Here is an 18,570-nt window from a genome sequence, read left to right on the forward strand (position 1 = left end):
CACCGGCATCTCGAACCTGGGACAGCCCTGCCGCAAACACCACCGCCTCAAACACGGATCCGCCTGGACCCCCACCAAGGCCAGCAAGGACAACCCGCCGGGATGGATCTCACCATCCGGCCGGACCTACCCCAGCGAACACCAGGACTGGGAACCACCCCACCGGCCAAACCAGGGCATTCCCCCCGACCCCGGCTGCGACCACGACCTGGAACTACCACAGGACCCGTTCCCGGAGTGGCACGTGTTCGCGGCCGCACATCCAATACCCGCTGCAGATACGGACGCTCGGGGCTGGCCAGAGGACCGTGGCGAGCCCGTTCCGGAATTTCCTCTGCTTCAAGGTGTCTGAGTGACTCGTCGCCGGACCGTGGACGACGTCGAAGACCTGGACAACTTCACTCGTTCCCCGGAACTGTGTCAGGATTCCGAATCCGAACGGGGGTGGACATAACGATGACGTCGATTAGGCCAAACGGTCCGTTTGACGGCGTCAGTAAGCTGCAAGGCACCGGATGTTTGGAGGATAAATGGACGCCCCCGTCAATGGCTCGCCGCTAGCGGGTTCGAAGCTTCGGCGCTACCGGCGATTCGTTCGGTTCTGGCTTGCCTCGACGGTGTCCGATTTCGGCACCTACATCACCACCTTGGCCCTGTCGGTTCTGATATTGGTGACGATGAACGGAACACCGTTGGACCAGGGCCTGGTCAATGCTGCCCGGTGGACCCCATATCTCCTTTTCGGGCTCGTTGCCGGAGTCTGGATTGACCGGTTCCCCCGACGTACGGTACTCATCGGCGGAGACGTCGGCCGTGGCCTGATCCTCGCGGGCGTGTGCGTGACGGCGCTGACAGGCGCTATCTCGGTTCCGGCGTTGACGATCCTGATGTTCGCTTTCGGCACCCTGGCTCTGACCAGTGACGCCGCGTATCAGAGCTTCCTCCCGCAACTGGTCCCCAGGTCCCTGCTGACTCAGGCGAACGCCCGACTCCAGCAAAGCGATACCGTGGCCCAGACCACGGGAAGCGCCGTAGCCGGTGGTCTTGTGGCACTGGTATCCGCCCCTGTGGCCCTTCTTGTGGATGCCGTCTCGTATTTTTTCTCGGCAGCCATTCTCCTGACCCTGGGACGGCCATCCGGCCCGCCGGCAGTTCGCAGCAAGCAAAAACTTCATCGAAAGATCGGGGAGGGTCTGCGCTGGGTCTATGGCCATTCCCATCTGGCGCCCTTGGCATGGAGTACCCACATCTGGTTCATCGGTTCCGCCATCCTCGGGACTGTCTTGCCGACGGTGATCCTGAATGACATGCGTTTGGGTGCCGTGGGGCTGGGTTTGGTGATGGGGTGTTCCGGAATCGGGGCCGTCGTCGGCACCACCATGTCCACTCGGCTGGGGCACCGATGGGGTACGGGCAACGCCGTGGTTGCGGCGCGGCTGGCCCAGCCCCTGGCTATCGCCTTGGTGGCGCTGGCGCCCCTCGCCGCCGGTGGCGCACACACTGGAGAGACCTACGGTTCTCCGCTGGACTGGCCGGGAGAGTTGTGGGCTGCGTTTGCTCTGGCTGGCTTCGGTCAACTGCTCTTCGGCCTGGCCATGGGAGTCGAAGGGCCCCTGGAAATGGGCTACCAGCAGGCTGTGACGCCGGACAGGCTCATTGCCCGCATGAGTGCCACCAGGCGTTCGGTGAACCGAGGAATGATCGTCATCGGAGCCCCTTTGGGCGGCGTCATAGCCATCGCCGCGGGCACTGCGACGGCGCTCTGGGCAGCCGTTGCCTTCCTCCTGCTATCCGCCGCGGTGCTTCTCTTCTCCCGGTTCAGAGGCGCGCGGATTGAAGACCAGCAACTATGCGACGACGAAGCACTCGTCCCCTGACCGAGCGGTCCAGGGCTCGCAGTCCTCGCGCATTGCCCCCTGATCGAGAGCTTGCCGAACAGGTCGAGGAGAAGCTTTAGTCCCGCAGCCGCCCCTACGACGGCGGATCCGTCACCAGGATCCGCACCGCGCACAGGTCCGCGGCGGCCTTCTTCAGCACGGTGGCGCGCGGGTCCGGGACGTCCAGGAACGCCAGCCGCGGGCGGGCGGCGTACTGCTTCAGGACCGGCTCGGCGAGGACCTGTTCGGCCAGCGTCCGGTCGCCGCCTGGCGCCACGTACTCGATGAGGTGATCCGCGAAAATCCGGGCGGCATGCTCGGCGACGGCCTCCACCAGCGCGTCGGCCTGGTTGGCCCGGCGCCGGGCAAAGCGCTGCTGGGACCAGCCGCCCGCAGCCGTCCGGGACTGGACATGCCGCGTGCCGGTCTTGGACGCCAGCACGGCGCCGCCGCTGACCACGGCCACCGAGTAGCCGCCGCGGCGGACCAGCACCGCCCCGATGCCCCGCGGCTGGGACGCCAGGGAGGCCATGCGGGCCACCGCGTCGCCGCCGCGTCCGGGACGCCCGTCCGCCGGCCACGGCGCCTGCAGCAGGGCCACAGCCCCATCCGCGGCACGGAGCTGCAGCCCGCCGTCGAGCTCCTCCTCGCTGAGCCCGCCGTGGCTCGCCGCGAAGCGCTCCACCCACCCCGGCAGCCGGGCGCCGGAGACGAACGCCACACGGGTGCTGGGGGTTGTCATGGCGCGGGTCTCCGTTATGAGGGTGTCTGGGCGGGCGGGAACTAGAAGTAGCCTATCTATGTGGATGATCTCTTTGGCGCAGGGCGGGACAGCGGCGCCGCAATCGAGGATGACGGCGACGCCGAGGAGTCGGGCGAGAGCCGCAGAGTCTCCCCGCGCAGCCCGCTCGCCGTCAGGATGCGGCCGCGGACGCTCGATGACGTGGTGGGCCAGCAGCACCTCCTCGGCCAGGGCTCGCCGCTGCGCCAACTCGCCGCCGGTACCGACGCCACCGGCCCCGCGGGCCCCAGTTCACTGATTCTCTGGGGGCCCCCCGGAACCGGCAAAACCACGCTCGCGCACGTCATCGCCAAGGGTCCGGGGCGGAAGTTCGTCGAGCTCTCCGCCATCACCGCCGGCGTCAAGGACGTCCGGCGCGTCATGGACGAGGCCCTCACCGCCCGGGACCTCTTCAAGACCACCACCGTGCTGTTCCTGGACGAGATCCACCGCTTCAACAAGGCCCAGCAGGACGCCCTGCTGCCCGGCGTCGAGAACCGCTGGGTGGTCCTGGTCGCGGCGACCACCGAAAACCCGTCCTTCTCCGTCGTCTCCCCGCTGCTCTCGCGGTCTCTCTTGCTGACCCTCAAACCGCTCACGGACGCCGACGTCGAGGGCCTGCTCCTGCGGGCCGCGACGGACGCGCGCGGGCTCGGCGGCAAGGTGGAACTCAGCGACGACGCCCTGGCGCACCTCGTCCGGCTCTCCGGCGGCGACGCCCGCCGTGCGCTGACCGCTCTCGAGGCGGCCGCCGGCGTCGCGTTCGGGGACGCGGACGACGCCGACGGGACCGGTGACAGCGGAGCCGCGGCTCCGGTGAAGATCGACCTCAAGCACACGGAACGCGCCCTCGACGTCGCATCCGTGCGCTATGACCGCGCAGGCGACCAGCACTACGACGTCGCCAGCGCCTTCATCAAATCCATCCGAGGCTCGGACGTCGACGCCGCCCTGCACTACCTCGCCCGGATGCTCGAGGCGGGGGAGGACCCGCGGTTCGTGGCCCGGCGCATTGTCATCTCCGCGGCCGAGGACGTCGGCATGGCGGATCCGACGGCGCTGCAGACCGCCGTCGCCGCCGCCCAGGCCGTCCAGCTAATCGGCATGCCCGAAGGCCGCATCATCCTGGCCGAGGCCGTGGTCCATCTCGCCACCGCACCCAAGTCCAACGCCGCCTACATGGGAATCAACCAGGCGATCGCCGATGTCCGCGCCGGCCTCGGCAACGGCATCCCCGCCCACCTGCGCGATGCCCACTACCCGGGTTCCAAGCAGCTGGGCCACGGGCAGGGCTACAAATACGCCCACGACGCACCGCACTCGGTGGCCACCCAGCAGTACCCGCCGGACGACCTCGTGGGCCGCAACTACTACGAGCCGACCGCCAACGGCGCCGAGCGGGACATCGCCACCCGGCTGGACCGGCTGCGCAGGATCATCCGGGGAAAGTGACCGGCGTCCCCGGAAACTGCCCGTTGACTTCCGGACCCAGAGGTCTAACGTTGACTTAAATCAGCAAAGACCTGCTGAACGTGCGTGCTTGGGCCGTGAACGGACTAATTAATGGACCGTGATCCGGCCAAGGAAAATGCAGCACATCTCGCCGGCACATCGCTTCCCGGACACCAGGCAGGCGGCCGGCACTTCAGTAGCCTGGCTCCCTGCGAGGCTTCACCACCAGCTTCAAGGTCGTGTCTCACATGCCCGTAAATTTCGTCACAGCCCTGGCCGTTAAGTCCTTTGATCTGCCGGACAAGAAGCGGTGCCCGGACAACGCCGAATTCGACCTTGTCACCGTCAACGACTTCTCGGTGGCCCGCCTGATCCTCGGCCCCGGCTGGCGATGGTCCGAGTCCATCAGACCCTTGGAGGGGACCGAACTCTGCGAGCACCACCACCTCGGGTTCTGCATCGCGGGGGTCATGGAGGTGGAATCGTCCGGAGGGGTGCGCACCACGATCCGCGCCAACGATACCTACGCAATTCCGCCCGGCCATGACGAGTGGGTTGCGGGAAGTGACCCGTTCGTGGCGGTGGAATTCCTGGGTGCGGCCTCCTTCGGCCGGCGCAGCGGCCGGGGCGTGCACGCCAGGATCTGACAGGAGGCTTGCGCTGACAAGCGGCGCTGACAGGCGGGCCTGATAGACGGACCTGAGGGGCGGCCGGCGCTGGCAGCGGCCTACAACATGGTAAGGTTGTTCGTTGTCTGGCAAGGCACAGACGCACAATCCACCCGATTCCAGCATTGCACGCTGTTGCGATGTCCAGCGGATGGGTTTGCCCTGGGCCCAGTAGCAAAAGGCAGCGGTTGGCCGATGCTCTCCATCGTGGAGGCCAGTAACACTGACACACCGCAGATATTGGAAGGACACAAGTGGCTAACAACACTCGTGCTCGCCGTACCGCACGCCTTTCGCGTGCACTCGGCATCGCTCTGACCCCCAAGGCCGCCAAGTACATGGAGCGCCGCCCGTACGGCCCCGGTGAGCATGGCCGTGCCCGCAAGAAGCAGGACTCCGACTACGCCGTACGTCTGCGCGAAAAGCAGCGTCTGCGCGCCCAGTACGGCATCCGCGAAGCCCAGATGACCCGTGCCTTCGAAGAAGCACGCCGCACCAAGGGCCTGACTGGTGAAAACCTGATCGAACTGCTCGAAATGCGTCTCGACGCCCTCGTGCTGCGTGCCGGCTTCGCCCGCACCATCGCCCAGGCCCGCCAGCTGGTTGTCCACCGCCACATCCTGGTCGACGGCATCCGCGTTGACCGCCCGTCTTTCCGCGTCTCTGAGGGCCAGCTGGTCCACGTTCACAGCCGCAGCGAGTCCATGCCTCCGTTCCAGGTTGCAGCAGCCGGCGCTCACCGCGACGTCCTGCCGATGGTTCCGGCATACCTGGACGTCAAGCTTGACGCCCTGCAGGCACGCCTGGTCCGTCGCCCCAAGCGCTCCGAGGTCCCCGTGACCTGCGAAGAGCAGCTCGTCGTGGAATTCTACGCACGCTAGATCCAGCGCGACACCTTACAAAGAAGCCCGTGGCACGCGCCACGGGCTTCTTTGTATGTAAGGTACTTGGGGGAGTTCTGCGGTTGCCGGCTGAGTCAGCCGGAGACGCCCGCAGATACACGACGCAACAAGGAGATGAACGACTATGACTGGTGGCGATATTGCCGGCCTGATCGCGGCCGGAGTGTTTGCACTGCTGGTCCTGCTGCTTGCCGTACCGATTCTGAAGCTCGGGGGAGTGTTCGACGAAGTGCGGACGTCCATCCGGTCGATCAGCGACGGCGCCACTCCGCTCATGGATGAAGTCACCGCCACCGTCACCACCACCAACGAGCAGCTGAAGAAGGTCGACGGGATCGCGAACAACGTCTCCGATGCGTCCGCCAACATCTCGGCACTGTCCTCGCTCATGGCCGCCACCGTTGGTTCGCCGCTGATCAAGGTCGCGTCCTTCAGCTACGGCGTCCGCTCGGCCTTCTCCGCCCGCAAAAAGCCCGCCACCGGCCGCCGCAGCCGCTAATCCCCGCTGGAGAACCTGACATGAACAGAATCATCTGGATGGGAATCGGCGTCGCCATCGGCGTCATCGCCTTCCGCAAAATCACCGAAGCCCAGTCCAACCTGGGCCCCGAGGGCCTCAACCGGGCCGTGGGCCGGCTCGCCGATGGACTGTACGATTTCGCCGACGCCGTCCGCGACGGCATGAACGAGCGCGAGACGGAACTCCGGAGTGCGCTCGGCATCGACGCGGGCCTGGAGAAGGCCGTCAGCAAGAGCACCGCCGGCAAGGATGCAGTCCGGCGCTAGCCGGGAGAGAATGAGACAAACGGTGGCACCCGCATTCGGGGCCGCCGGCACGGCCACTGGCCGGGACCAGACCGTTCCGCGGACCGCACGCGTGAACCCCAACGCAGTGAACTAAACACAGTGAACAAAAAACACAGTGAACATAAACAGTGAATATTGAAGGGTAAGTAATCAGCTCATGAAGTCGCAGGAGATCACCAAGCGCTGGATCGACTTTTTTGTCAGTAAGGGCCACACGGCGGTTCCCTCCGCCTCCCTGGTCTCCAGCGACCCTTCCCTGCTGTTCACAGTGGCCGGCATGGTCCCGTTCATCCCTTACTTGACCGCCCGGGAGGAAGCGCCGTACAAGCGCGCCACGAGCGTGCAGAAGTGCATCCGCACCGGCGACATCGAGGAAGTCGGCAAGACGGCCCGCCACGGCACCTTCTTCCAGATGTGCGGCAACTTCTCCTTCGGAGACTACTTCAAGGAAGACGCCATCAAGTTCGCCTGGGAACTGCTCACCACAAGCGTTGACGACGGCGGCTACGGACTGCCGCCGGAGCGCCTCTGGGTGACGGTCTACGAAGAGGATGACGAGGCCGAGCAGCTCTGGCTCAAGAACACGGGCATGCCCGCCGAACGGATCCAGCGGATGGGCAAGGCGGACAACTACTGGTCCACCGGCCAGCCCGGCCCGGCCGGCCCCTGCTCCGAGATCTACTACGACCGCGGCCCGTCCTACGGCGTCGAGGGAGGTCCCATCGCGGACGAGAACCGCTACGTGGAAATCTGGAACCTCGTGTTCATGCAGTACCAGATCGACAACGTGCGCTCCAAGGTGGACTTCGACATCACCGGCGAACTGCCCAAGAAGAACATTGACACCGGCCTCGGCATGGAACGCCTCGCGATGATCCTTCAGGACGTCGAGAACATGTACGAAACGGACCAGGTCCGCCCCGTCATTGACAAGGCAGCGGCGCTCTCCGGCCGGGAATACACGTCCGCCGAGTCCGCCGAGGACCCGCACCACACCGACGACGTCCGGATGCGCGTCGTCGCCGACCACATTCGTTCCTCGCTCATGCTGATCGCCGACGGCGTCACCCCCTCCAACGAAGGCCGCGGCTACGTGCTGCGCCGCCTGATCCGCCGCGCCGTACGCTCCATGCGCCTGCTCGGCGTCGAAAAGGCCTGCCTCCCGGAACTCCTGCCCGCCTCCCGCGACGCCATGAAGGGCGTCTACCCGATCGTGGAGACGGACTTCGACCGGATCAGCCGGATCGCCTACGCCGAGGAGAAGGCGTTCCTGCGTACCATCGCTTCGGGCACCGCCCGCCTTGAGGACGCCGTCAAGGACTCCAAGGCCGCCGGCCAGCCGCTCTCCGGAGCCGACGCCTTCGCCCTGCACGACACTTACGGCTTCCCGATCGACCTCACCCTCGAAATGGCGGAGGAAGCCGGGCTCAAGGTGGACGAGCCCGAATTCCGCAAGCTCATGCTGGAACAGCGCCAGCGCGCCCAGGCCGACGCCAAGGGCAAGAAGGGCTCCCACGCCGACCTCAGCGCCTTCCAAGAGCTGCTTTCCGCCGGCGAGACCGTCTTCACCGGCTACACCGAACTCACCGGCGAATCCAAGGTCCGCGGCATCCTGACCGGCGGCCGCAAGGTCTCCCAGGCCTCCACGGGCGAGGAAATCGAGCTGGTCCTGGCCGAGACGCCGTTCTACGCCGAAGCCGGCGGCCAGGCTGCCGACACCGGACTGATCACCGGCGACGGCTTCGTCGTCGAGGTCCTGGACGTCCAGCGCCCCGTCAAGGGCCTGAGCGTGCACAAGGCAATCGTCCGGGAGGGCGAAATCGGTGCCGACTCCCTCGTGCAGGCGGCCGTCGACCGGGAACGCCGGCACGCCGCCGAGCAGGCCCACACCGGCACGCACATCGTGCACGCTGCCCTGCACCAGATCCTCGGCCCGGAAGCGCTGCAGCGCGGCTCCTTCAACAAGGCCGGCTACCTGCGCTTCGACTTCGCGTGGGGTGAGGGCCTGAGCCCGGCCACACGCTCTGAGATCGAGGAAGTCTCCAATATCGCCATCCGCAACAACCACCGGGTGGAGACCAAGGTCATGGGCCTTGCCGAGGCCAAGGCCCTGGGCGCCATGGCACTGTTCGGTGAAAACTACGGCAACGAGGTCCGCGTCGTGGAGATCGACGGCGCCTGGTCCCGTGAGCTGTGCGGCGGCACGCACGTCGAGAACACCTCGCTGATCGGCAGCCTGTCCCTGCTTGGGGAACAGTCCGTCGGATCGGGAAACCGCCGCGTCGAGGCCTTCGTCGGCATGGACGCTTTCCGGCACCTCGCCGCCGAGCGTGCCCTCGTGACCGAGCTCACCGAGATGCTCAAGGTTCCCTCCGGGCTCCTCGCGGACCGGATTGCCACCACGCTGACCAAGCTCAAGACGGCCGAAAAGGAACTGGAGCGCCTGCGCAAGGAGCAGCTCACGGCAGCTGCAGCACAGCTCGTTGGCACTGCCAAAGACGCCGCCGGGGTCAAGGTCATCGCGCACGACGCCGGCCAGGTCAGTGGCGCCGATGACCTGCGCGGCCTGGCCCTGGACCTGCGGACCCGCCTCGGCTCCGAGCCGGCCGCCGTCGCGGTCGCCGGGGTCAGCAATGACCGCCCGGTCATCCTGATCGCCACGAACGAGGCCGCCCGCGCGGCCGGCGTCAAAGCAGGTGCACTGGTGCGCCTCGCCGCCGGAATCCTCGGCGGCGGCGGTGGCGGCAAGGACGACGTCGCCCAGGGCGGCGGCACCGACGCCACGAAGGTCGGCGCGGCCCTCGCCGCCGTCGTGGACGCCATTACCCGGCGCTAACGGACGAGCCATGAACGAAGCTGCTGTGCCCGGCGACTATCCCCGGGGCGTGAAACTCGGGGTAGACGTCGGCACCGTCAGGGTGGGCGTGGCGATCTGTGATCGCGACGGCATCCTGGCCACCCCGCTGCGCACCCTGGAGCGGAACGCGAAGAAGAACACCGACGTGCGGATCCTTGCCGCCCTGGCCGTCGAACTGGGGGTGGTGGAGATCTTCGTTGGCCTTCCGCGGACGATGAAGGGCGAGGAACACGCTTCGGCGCGGATGGCCTCGGACTACGCAGTGCTACTGGCGGGTAAACTGGGGGAGCAAGGTTCCGAGGTGCCGGTTCGGCTGGTTGATGAGCGGCTGAGCACCGTGACGGCCCACCGGAACCTGCACGAAGCTGGCATGAGCAGCCGCAATCACCGTAAGGTAGTTGATCAGGTTGCGGCCGCAGGTATCCTGCAGCATGCAATCGATATGCAAAAGGCCAGGGGGACGGAGGTCGGAAGCCGCGTATACGCGGAGTCCGCGCCGGGGCCAACCGGGGATGGCGCTCAGGCCACTCCGGCACCAGACACGCATTCTGCACAACGCATTCTGCCCAAAATGGAAGGCTACAGTGAGCCCGGTCAATAGTGACGACCCCTCCGGTGATGCTTTCGGCGGCGCCGGCCGACCGCTGACGCGCAAAGAAATCAGGGCCCAGGAGAAGTCCCAGGCGACCCAGGGTCACGATGTTATCCCGCCGCAGGCTTTCCAGACGGGCGAGGACGCCCCGCCGGCCGCGCCAGCCGCCGACGCCGGGCGCGGCACCGCCCCCGCCACTGAAGCCGCGTTCCGGCCGGAGCCGATCGAGCCCGCTGACGCACCTGATCTGCCTCCCGCAGCGCCCACCGTGCACGAAGAGCCTGTGCACGAAGAGCCCGAGCATGAAGAGCCGGTGTTTCAAGAAGCTGAGCACGCGCCCGTGCACGAGGAGCCCCGCACCTACGCGCCGGTCCCCGAAGCGCCCGTGCCTGCAGAACCAGTGCATGAAGAACCCCGATTTGAAGAACCCGTCCACGAGTACGCCGGCGCAGCTGCCCGTGAGGACACCGCGCCCCACGACGGCGACATCCCGGCCGGCCACGACGCCCGGCACGACGCCGATTTCCACGCCGTCCACCCTGCCGACGAGGCCCAGTATGGCTATCACCCGGCGGACGGCCACGCTGCTGAATATCACCACGAGGACGACGGCCAGGTTGCGATGGCCGGAGGTGCCCCCATCCGCACGTCCAAAGGCCCGTCCAAAAAGGTCCGGCGTCGGCGCCGCTTTCTTGCGCTGTTGCTGACCCTGTCGGTCTTCGTGGTGGCGGTCGCCGTCGGCGCGCAGTTCCTGAAGCCCCTCCTCGGCGGTGACAAGCTGGAGGATTACCCCGGCCCCGGAACCGGCGAGGTGGTCATCACCGTGCCGGAGGGCGCCGGGCCGAGGTCCGTGGCCACCCAGCTCGAGGATAAGAATGTTGTGGCGAACGCCGACACCTTCCTCCGGGATTTCGTGGCTTCCGGAGGGGCCCTGGCCCCCGGCGAATTCAGCATGCGCAACGAAATGAAGAATTCCGACGCCGTGGACGTGCTGCTGAACAAGGGCCAGGACAAGGTCATGTACGTTGCGCTAAGCGCCGGGCTCCGGGTCGGCGAATCGCTCCAAGCCATCTCCGAGGGCACCGGCGTCCCGGTCGCCGAACTCGAGGCGCTCAATGAATCGCCTGCACAGTTCGGGGTACCGGCCAAGGCCAAGAACCTCGAAGGTTTCCTCGCCCCCGGCGAATACCGGTTCCCGCTCGGCACGCCGGCCAAGGACGTGCTGCAGAAGCTGGTGACCACCACCCTGGACGAGCTCAAGGCCCAGGGCGTCAAGGACCCCGCGAAGCAGTACGACGTGGTCACGGTGGCCAGCATCGTCCAGGCCGAGGGCGGCCAGGCCGAGTACGGCGACGTGGCGGGCGCGATCTACAACCGCCTCAAGCCGAGCAACACTGAGACGAACGGGCTGATCCAGTCCGACGCCACGGTAACCTACGGGCTTGGCATCAAGAGCTTCCACATTGACGAGGAGCAGAAGGCCGACAAGTCCAACCCGTACAACACCTACGCCAATCAGGGATTGCCGGTGGGGCCGATCGGCTCGCCGGGCAAGACGGCCATCGACGCGGCGGCCAAGCCCAAGAAGAACGCATACCTCTACTGGGTGACCATCAACCTGGACACCAAGGAGACCTTGTTCTCCAAGACCCTGGCGGAACACAACGTCTATGTCGCGAAGTACAACGCGTGGTGTGAGGCCAACCCCGGACGCTGCGTATGACGCTCCGGGCCGCCGTGCTCGGGCACCCGATCAGCCACTCGAAGTCCCCGGCGCTGCACCGGGCCGCCTACGCCCACCTGGGCGTGGAACTGGGCTACGAGGCAGTTGACGTGACCGAGGAAGCGCTGCCGGCGTTCATGGCACGGGTCCGTGAGGACCTCCGGCAGGGGCAAGGCTGGCGCGGGCTGTCGGTCACCATGCCGCTGAAATCCGGTATGGTCCGCGAAGTGGACGAGGTCCGCGGCGTAGCCCGCGACCTTGGCGTGGTGAACACCGTCGCGTTTGAGGCCCCGCAGGCGGGGGAGGATCCGGGGACCACCCGCCTGGTCGGCTACAACACCGACGTGGCAGGAATCGTCAACGCGCTGCGCCACGCCGGCGCGGCGTCAGCACCCTCCGCCGTCGTCCTGGGCGGCGGCGGGACCGCCGCGGCCGCCGTCGCCGCCCTGAAGGAACTGGGCGCGCCCTACGCCGAAATCTACGTCCGCGATGTCAGCCGCGCCGCAGAGGCCAAGACGGCCGCTGCCGCCGTCGGCCTGGCCATCCGGGTACTCCCGCTCAGCGGGGCAGCCGCCGCCCTGGCCGGGGCCGACGTCGTGATTTCCACCCTGCCGCCCCGGGCCGCGGACCCGCTCGCGGATGAGCTGGCGGGACTGCTCGCACAGCGCGCCGGCGTGTCGTCCGCTCAAACGGCCCCGGCCCGGCCCGGTGTGCTGCTGGACGTCGCCTACGATCCCTGGCCCAGCCAGATCGCCGCAGCCTGGCAGGAAGCGGGCGGCACCGTGGTCCCCGGGCTGGAGATGCTCATCTACCAGGCCGTGGAACAGGTCCGCCACTTCAGCGGCCTGGGTGAGGCAATGCCGGCCGACGTCATAGATGTGATGTGTGACGCAGTCGGGGCGCCCCGGCGGGTGTTCTAACCGCCTTACATGGCAGGATGGATTTTATGTTGCGTTGGTTGACTGCCGGAGAATCCCATGGCCCGGCCCTGGTCGGAATTATTGAAGGCGTGCCCGCCGGTGTTGAGCTCACCAGCGCCCAGATTGCCGATTCGCTGGCCCGCCGCCGGCTCGGCTACGGCCGCGGCGCGCGGATGAAGTTCGAGCAGGACGTGGTTACGATCCTCGGCGGCGTCCGCCACGGCATCACCCAGGGCGGCCCCGTCGCCATCCAGGTCGGCAACACCGAATGGCCCAAGTGGGAGCAGATCATGTCTGCCGATCCCGTGGACCCGGAAATCCTCGCCGACCAGGCCCGCAACGCCCCCCTGACCCGCCCCCGGCCCGGCCACGCGGACTTCACCGGTATGCAGAAGTACGGCTTTGACGAGGCCCGCCCCGTGCTGGAGCGTGCCAGCGCCCGCGAAACAGCCACACGCGTGGCCCTCGGCACGGTCGCCTCCGCCTTCCTCAAGCAGCTCGGCATCGAGCTCGTCTCCCACACCGTCTCGATCGCCAGCACCGCGGTCCCGGAAGGCCGCCCGCTGCCGGTCCCGTCCAACATCCTGGCCCTCGACGCCGATCCGCTGCGCTGCTTCGACCGGGAAACCTCCGACGCCATGGTCGCCGAGGTGGACGTCGCGCACAAGGAAGGCGAAACCCTGGGCGGTGTGGTCGAGGTCCTCGCCTACGGGCTTCCGCCGGGACTCGGCAGCTACGTGCACTGGGACCGCCGCCTCGATTCACGGCTGGCGGCCGCGCTGATGGGTATCCAGGCCATCAAGGGCGTCGAAGTGGGCGACGGCTTCCTCACCGCGTCCCGCCGCGGCTCCGCCGCCCATGACGAGATCGTCAAGGACGCCGACGGCAGGATTATCCGAACGTCCAACCGCGCCGGCGGCATCGAAGGCGGCATGAGTATCGGCGACGTGCTCCGCGTCCGCGCCGCAATGAAACCGATCGCCACCGTGCCCCGCGCACTCAAGACCGTTGATGTCAGTACAGGAGAAGCCGCCAAGGCCCACCACCAGCGCTCCGATGTCTGCGCGGTCCCCGCCGCCGGAGTGGTCGCCGAGGCCATGGTGGCGCTGGTCCTGGCCGAGGCCGTGACGGAAAAGTTCGGCGGCGATTCCGTGCAGGAAACCGCCCGCAACATCAAGGGTTATCTGGACAACATTCCGGCGTCCCTGGACTCGATCGGCCAGTAGTGCCGGCCGACACTCCGGCAGTGCCGGCCAAGGACACTGCCCGACCCATTGCGCTGACCCGGCCGATTGCGCTGATCGGGCCGATGGCGGTGGGCAAATCGGCCATCGGGCAGCAGCTGGCTCACCAGCTGGGGGGCCCTTTCGTGGACACCGACGTGGTGGTTGTTTCGAACCACGGCTCCATCGCGGAGATCTTCGCCAGCCGGGGCGAGCACGCCTTCCGCGAGCTTGAGGCCCGGGCCGTCGCGCGGGCTGTTGAAGACGCGCAGGGCTCAAATACGGTAATCTCGCTGGGCGGCGGCGCTGTTCTGGACTCCGGCACCCAGCAACTGCTTCAGCGCTGCACGGTGGTCTATCTGGAATGTGATGCGGACACGGTGGCGGAACGCATCGCCAGGAATTCGGGCCGGCCGTTGCTGGCCGGAGACGCCATGGAACGATGGAAGACACTGTTCGCCACCCGGCGGCCGGTCTACGAACGGCTCGCCGACCTCGTGCTGGACGTGCGGACCGGATCAGTACCGGATCTCGCCCACCGGCTTGTAGATGCGCTGCGCGGGTACACCGCGGGGACAACCCCGGCCGTACCCGAACCAGCGGGGACAAAGGAAGTTAAAAAGTGATCACCGAATCAACCGTCATCAAAGTCACCGGGCAGACGCCCGGTGAGAATTACGACGTCGTTGTGGGCCGCGGCCTGCTGGCCAGCCTCCCCGGGCTGCTGGGGGAGCGGGTCAAGCGTGTCCTGGTCATTCACCCCCGAGCACTGCGCCTCACCGGCGACACCGTCAGGGAGGAGCTGGCCGCTGCAGGCTACACGGCGCTTACCGCCGAGATCCCCGACGCCGAAGAAGGCAAGCACATCGAGGTGGCCTCCTTCTGCTGGCAGGTGCTGGGCCAGAATGATTTCACCCGTTCGGACGCTGTAGTCGCCGTCGGCGGCGGCGCCGTGACCGACCTCGCCGGCTTCGTCGCCGCCACCTGGCTGCGCGGCGTCAAGGTCATCCACATGCCCACGAGTCTGCTCGGGATGGTGGATGCCGCAGTCGGCGGCAAGACCGGCATCAACACCGCCGAGGGCAAGAACCTCGTCGGGGCCTTCCACCCGCCGGCCGGTGTCCTCGTGGACCTCGACACCCTGGACACCCTGCCCAAAAACGAAATGATCTCCGGCATGGCGGAGGTCATCAAGTGCGGCTTTATCGCCGATCCGGCCATCCTCGAACTGATCGAAAAGGATCCGGCCGCCGTCTCCGATCCCCGCTCGGACGCTGTCCGCGAACTCATCGAACGCGCCATCACAGTCAAGGCCAGGGTGGTGTCCGAGGACCTCAAGGAAACCGGCCAGCGGGAGATCCTCAACTACGGCCACACCCTGGGCCACGCGATCGAACTCGCCGAGCGCTACTCCTGGCGCCACGGCGCCGCCGTCGCCGTCGGCATGATGTTCGCCGCAGAACTGGCACGCAGCGTCGGCCGCCTCAGCGACGCCGACGCCGACCGGCACCGGACCATCCTAGAAAGCCTCGGGCTTCCCATCACCTACCGGCGCGACCGCTGGCAGGCCCTCCTCGACGGCATGCGCCGGGACAAGAAATCGCGCGGGGACCTGCTGCGCTTCGTTGTGCTCGACGGCGTGGGCCGCCCCGGCATCCTCGACGTCCCGGACACCTCGCTGCTGTTCGCCGCGTACCAGGAGATCGCCTCCTGATGGCCTTTGTCCCAGGCGGCACCAGCGACTGGCCGGATGCAGGCTTCCCGGGGATCAAGATCAACCCGGACAGCCTGGTACCCCAGATCGTCAACGAGGAGACCTGCGCCGCGGCGCTGGCAGACTCGACCGACCCCGGCGACCTGATCCTCGTCCGCCTCGTCGAAGGACACCCCGCCGAGGCCGCCGAACTGCTCGCCGAGGCCCGGTACAACGATCCCTCCTCGCTGCGCCTGCGCATATTCGAAGCAGACGTCCTGCGGGTATCCAACCGCCTGGACCGGGCGGTTGAACTGTTCCGCCAACTGCTGGCGGAGACCCACGGCACACCGGACGAGGCCGCCGTCCGCCAGCACCTCGGCCGTGCCTACTTCGCCAGCGGAAACATCGCCGCCGCCGTCGAGTCCTTCGCCAAGGCACTCGACCTCAGGGTTGCCGGCTCCGCCGACGCGGCACTGATCTACGCCTCCACCGTGGCGCTGCAGCGCGCGCGGGACGTGCTGGATCTCGCCTCCTGAAGCCGGGCCGCCCGAGGGGCGTTGGTGGCTCCGGACCGGTGCGTCCGGCAGCCGGGGCGCAAACCCGGTAGAATGGTTTTTGGATTTTTGATAAATACGCGCTGGCAGCCATTCGGCCTGCTTGCCTGGCATAACCGGCTGGCAGACCTAGGCAGCTAGAAACGAAACCAAGAGGATACAGTGGCAACCACTAACGACATCAAGAACGGAACCGTCCTTAAGCTTGAGGGCCAGCTCTGGAACATCATCGAGTTCCAGCACGTCAAGCCCGGCAAGGGAGGCGCGTTCGTGCGCACCAAGATGCGCAACGTGATGTCCGGCAAGGTGGTCGACAAGACCTTCAACGCCGGACTCAAGATCGAGACCGCAACGGTTGACCGCCGCGACTACCAGTACCTGTACCAGGACGGCGCGGACTTCGTGTTCATGGACACCACCGACTTCGACCAGCTCACCGTTCCGGGTGCAACCGTCGGCGACGCCACCAACTTCATGCTCGAAAACCAGATGGTCAACATCGCCATCCACGAGGGCAACCCCCTCTACATCGAGCTCCCCCCGAGCGTTGTGCTCGAAATCACCTACACGGAGCCGGGCCTGCAGGGCGACCGCTCCTCGGCCGGCACCAAGCCCGCCACGCTTGAAACCGGCTACGAGATCCAGGTGCCGCTGTTCGTCGAGAACAACACCAAGGTCAAGGTCGACACCCGCGACGGCAGCTACCTCGGCCGGGTCAACGACTAGTGAGTGCACGCGGTAAGGCCCGTAACCGGGCCCTGGATGTTCTCTTCGAGGCGGAACAGCGTTCCGTCTCGGCGTTCGATGTACTGAAGTCCCGCCGCGAGCAGACGGACCAGATCGTCAACCCATACACCCTCGAAATCGTGGAGGGCGTCGTCTCCCACCAGGTGGCGATCGACGAGTTCCTGGAAACCTACTCGCAGGGCTGGACGCTGGAGCGGATGCCGTCCGTGGACCGCATCATTCTGCGGATCGGCACCTGGGAACTGCTCTACAACGACGACGTCCCCGACGGCGTTGCCGTTAGCGAGGCCGTGGCGCTTGCCAAGACCCTCTCAACGGACGAGTCGCCGCAGTTCATCAACGGCCTGCTGGGCCGCCTGCAGCAGCTGAAGCCTTCGCTGCTCGCCTGACCTGCCACATTCCGATAAACCCCGCCCGGGTCATCCTGGGCGGGGTTCTTTCGTTTCCTGTCAGCCGACGACGGCGGACCGGAGGGCGGCGATCCCGGCAAGCTGGTCCCGCTCATCGAGCTGGTGCACCGGCACGTCCCGGCCGCTGAGGATCCGCTGCCGGGTGAACGCGAGCTGGGTGGCGGCATGGAGGAAGGCCTTCATCTGCGGGCCCCGGCCGATGGAGTCGGCCCAGCGCAGAGCCGAGCGTCGGCCTGCGCTGGTGGCCAGCATGTCCACCTCGGCGGCGGTGAACCAGCCCGCCGCCGCATACTCTTTGAGCCGCTGGCGGGTGAGCCGGCGCTCCGCGACCCGCAGCAGCACGATCACCAGGACCGCCAGCAGGAAGATTGGCACCTGCACCATGATGTACTGGGCCAGGAAGTCCGTACCCATGCTGTTCCATGCGCTGTGCAGCAGCATCGCGGGGATCAGGCCGACGAAGAACGCCAGCACGGACAGCCCGTTGTGCCAGCGGCGCGCGGCGAGGCCCATGATCAGCCCGGTGGTGCCCGTGAAGATGGCGTGCGCGAACGGTGACATCACGCCGCGGAGGAAGAACACCACCGCCAGCTCCGTGCCGGGGTCGCTGGACTCGGCGATCGCTCGGCCGAAGTAGAGGATGTTCTCGGTGAACGCGAAGCCGGCCGCGATGGTGAACGCGAACACCACCCCGTCCACCGGCCCGTCGAAGTGTTTCCGGGCGAAGAGCAGGAGCAACAGCAGCCCCAGCGACTTGGCGAATTCCTCCACCACCGGGGCTTGGACCGTGACGGCGAACGTTGTATAGTCCAGCCCCGAGGCAGGCCCCGCCACGAGCGAGAAGTAGGGCTGGAGGAGCATGGTCACGGCAATTGAGACAACGGCTCCCCAGACGAACGCGAACAGCAGCAGCGGCCGCGGCTCGGGTTCCCAGCGGTCGATGAAGCGCACCGTCAGCAGCACTGTCCCCAAGGGGATGAGCGAGGCGATGAAACCGATGACGAATCCGGGGATTCCGGTGCTGCCCAGGAGGAAGGGGAGGACCAGGAAGAGGCTGAGGAACGCAAGGAGTCCCCCGGCCAGCACCAGCCCCGACGCCCCCGCCGAACTGCGGCCGCGGCGGACCGCAGGAGGGCCCGGCGGAAGGACCGGCGGGAACCGGCCCGTGTCGTTGGGCGGCGCCTGCCGGTAGTACTCCGGGTGGACATGCCCCAGCCACGAAGGGTTGGCCTGCTGCGGCAGCGGCCGCTGGCCGGGGGAGTAGCCGAGGTGATCCTGTCCCGGCCGCGGCTCGTTCGTCGTCATGGACTCGAGCCTATGTCCGTGTGAGCTTAAACGCATGCCGGCGCCGCCGGGACGCT

At 67.1% G+C, this 18,570-nt stretch carries 18 protein-coding genes and 1 pseudogene; 17 read left to right on the forward strand and 2 right to left on the reverse strand.

Features of this window, described 5'->3' with window-relative positions; genetic code table 11:
• Together AC6EUH_RS08195 and AC6EUH_RS08200 are read left to right on the forward strand one after the other, a co-directional pair.
• A pseudogene (locus AC6EUH_RS08195) lies at positions 1-352 on the forward strand (HNH endonuclease signature motif containing protein); the annotation flags it as partial.
• Between the two features lie 178 nt (positions 353-530).
• Complete coding sequence (locus tag AC6EUH_RS08200; protein ID WP_499738324.1) at positions 531-1,877, forward strand: MFS transporter; 1,347 nt, start codon at positions 531-533, stop codon at positions 1,875-1,877.
• Positions 1,878-1,971: 94 nt separating this feature from the next.
• Here AC6EUH_RS08200 and AC6EUH_RS08205 read toward each other — a convergent pair whose 3' ends face one another.
• Positions 1,972-2,619: an acVLRF1 family peptidyl-tRNA hydrolase gene (locus tag AC6EUH_RS08205; RefSeq protein ID WP_499738325.1), complete on the reverse strand. Its 648-nt coding sequence runs from the start codon at positions 2,617-2,619 to the stop codon at positions 1,972-1,974.
• Positions 2,620-2,679: 60 nt separating this feature from the next.
• Here AC6EUH_RS08205 and AC6EUH_RS08210 point away from each other — a divergent pair, with 60 nt between their 5' ends.
• The 15 genes from AC6EUH_RS08210 (at position 2,680) to nusB (ending at position 17,188) form a co-directional block, all read left to right on the forward strand.
• Positions 2,680-4,110, forward strand: a complete 1,431-nt coding sequence (locus AC6EUH_RS08210; protein WP_056429613.1) for a replication-associated recombination protein A — start codon at positions 2,680-2,682, stop codon at positions 4,108-4,110.
• 248 nt (positions 4,111-4,358) lie between these two features.
• The gene (locus tag AC6EUH_RS08215; protein ID WP_056429611.1) at positions 4,359-4,757 is read left to right on the forward strand and encodes a cupin domain-containing protein; all 399 of its coding nucleotides are present in this window, start codon (positions 4,359-4,361) and stop codon (positions 4,755-4,757) included.
• A gap of 275 nt (positions 4,758-5,032) precedes the next feature.
• Complete coding sequence (gene rpsD / locus AC6EUH_RS08220; protein WP_024364981.1) at positions 5,033-5,659, forward strand: 30S ribosomal protein S4; 627 nt, start codon at positions 5,033-5,035, stop codon at positions 5,657-5,659.
• Between the two features lie 145 nt (positions 5,660-5,804).
• The gene (locus tag AC6EUH_RS08225; protein ID WP_056429609.1) at positions 5,805-6,179 is read left to right on the forward strand and encodes a DUF948 domain-containing protein; all 375 of its coding nucleotides are present in this window, start codon (positions 5,805-5,807) and stop codon (positions 6,177-6,179) included.
• A 20-nt stretch (positions 6,180-6,199) separates the two neighbouring features.
• The gene (locus AC6EUH_RS08230) at positions 6,200-6,466 is read left to right on the forward strand and encodes a DUF6167 family protein (protein ID WP_235500200.1); all 267 of its coding nucleotides are present in this window, start codon (positions 6,200-6,202) and stop codon (positions 6,464-6,466) included.
• Positions 6,467-6,644: 178 nt separating this feature from the next.
• Positions 6,645-9,323 (forward strand): alanine--tRNA ligase, encoded by a 2,679-nt coding sequence (gene alaS, locus AC6EUH_RS08235; RefSeq protein WP_499738326.1) that lies wholly within the window; start codon positions 6,645-6,647, stop codon positions 9,321-9,323.
• Positions 9,324-9,333: 10 nt separating this feature from the next.
• On the forward strand, positions 9,334-9,945 hold the full coding sequence (gene ruvX, locus AC6EUH_RS08240; protein WP_499738327.1) for a Holliday junction resolvase RuvX: 612 nt from the start codon (positions 9,334-9,336) through the stop codon (positions 9,943-9,945).
• Positions 9,929-11,659 (forward strand): endolytic transglycosylase MltG, encoded by a 1,731-nt coding sequence (gene mltG / locus AC6EUH_RS08245; protein ID WP_499738328.1) that lies wholly within the window; start codon positions 9,929-9,931, stop codon positions 11,657-11,659. The genes ruvX and mltG overlap by 17 nt, the downstream gene beginning before the upstream one ends.
• Positions 11,656-12,579 carry a shikimate dehydrogenase gene (locus tag AC6EUH_RS08250; RefSeq protein WP_056429601.1) on the forward strand — a complete coding sequence of 308 codons (924 nt, stop codon included), beginning with the start codon at positions 11,656-11,658 and terminating at the stop codon, positions 12,577-12,579. Before mltG ends, AC6EUH_RS08250 begins: the two co-directional genes overlap by 4 nt.
• A 26-nt stretch (positions 12,580-12,605) precedes the next feature.
• The gene (gene aroC / locus AC6EUH_RS08255; RefSeq protein ID WP_499738329.1) at positions 12,606-13,805 is read left to right on the forward strand and encodes a chorismate synthase; all 1,200 of its coding nucleotides are present in this window, start codon (positions 12,606-12,608) and stop codon (positions 13,803-13,805) included.
• Between the two features lie 20 nt (positions 13,806-13,825).
• Positions 13,826-14,428 carry a shikimate kinase gene (locus AC6EUH_RS08260; protein ID WP_499738330.1) on the forward strand — a complete coding sequence of 201 codons (603 nt, stop codon included), beginning with the start codon at positions 13,826-13,828 and terminating at the stop codon, positions 14,426-14,428.
• Positions 14,425-15,516: a 3-dehydroquinate synthase gene (gene aroB / locus AC6EUH_RS08265; RefSeq protein ID WP_056429597.1), complete on the forward strand. Its 1,092-nt coding sequence runs from the start codon at positions 14,425-14,427 to the stop codon at positions 15,514-15,516. Before AC6EUH_RS08260 ends, aroB begins: the two co-directional genes overlap by 4 nt.
• The gene (locus AC6EUH_RS08270) at positions 15,516-16,034 is read left to right on the forward strand and encodes a tetratricopeptide repeat protein (protein ID WP_056429595.1); all 519 of its coding nucleotides are present in this window, start codon (positions 15,516-15,518) and stop codon (positions 16,032-16,034) included. Before aroB ends, AC6EUH_RS08270 begins: the two co-directional genes overlap by 1 nt.
• A 180-nt stretch (positions 16,035-16,214) precedes the next feature.
• Positions 16,215-16,778 carry an elongation factor P gene (gene efp / locus AC6EUH_RS08275; protein WP_056429593.1) on the forward strand — a complete coding sequence of 188 codons (564 nt, stop codon included), beginning with the start codon at positions 16,215-16,217 and terminating at the stop codon, positions 16,776-16,778.
• Positions 16,778-17,188 (forward strand): transcription antitermination factor NusB, encoded by a 411-nt coding sequence (gene nusB / locus AC6EUH_RS08280; protein ID WP_056429591.1) that lies wholly within the window; start codon positions 16,778-16,780, stop codon positions 17,186-17,188. The genes efp and nusB overlap by 1 nt, the downstream gene beginning before the upstream one ends.
• A 60-nt stretch (positions 17,189-17,248) precedes the next feature.
• Here nusB and AC6EUH_RS08285 read toward each other — a convergent pair whose 3' ends face one another.
• On the reverse strand, positions 17,249-18,514 hold the full coding sequence (locus AC6EUH_RS08285; RefSeq protein ID WP_499738331.1) for a PrsW family intramembrane metalloprotease: 1,266 nt from the start codon (positions 18,512-18,514) through the stop codon (positions 17,249-17,251).
• Positions 18,515-18,570: the final 56 nt, after the last annotated feature.

The sequence above is a fragment of the Arthrobacter sp. 001422645 genome (assembly GCF_059816125.1).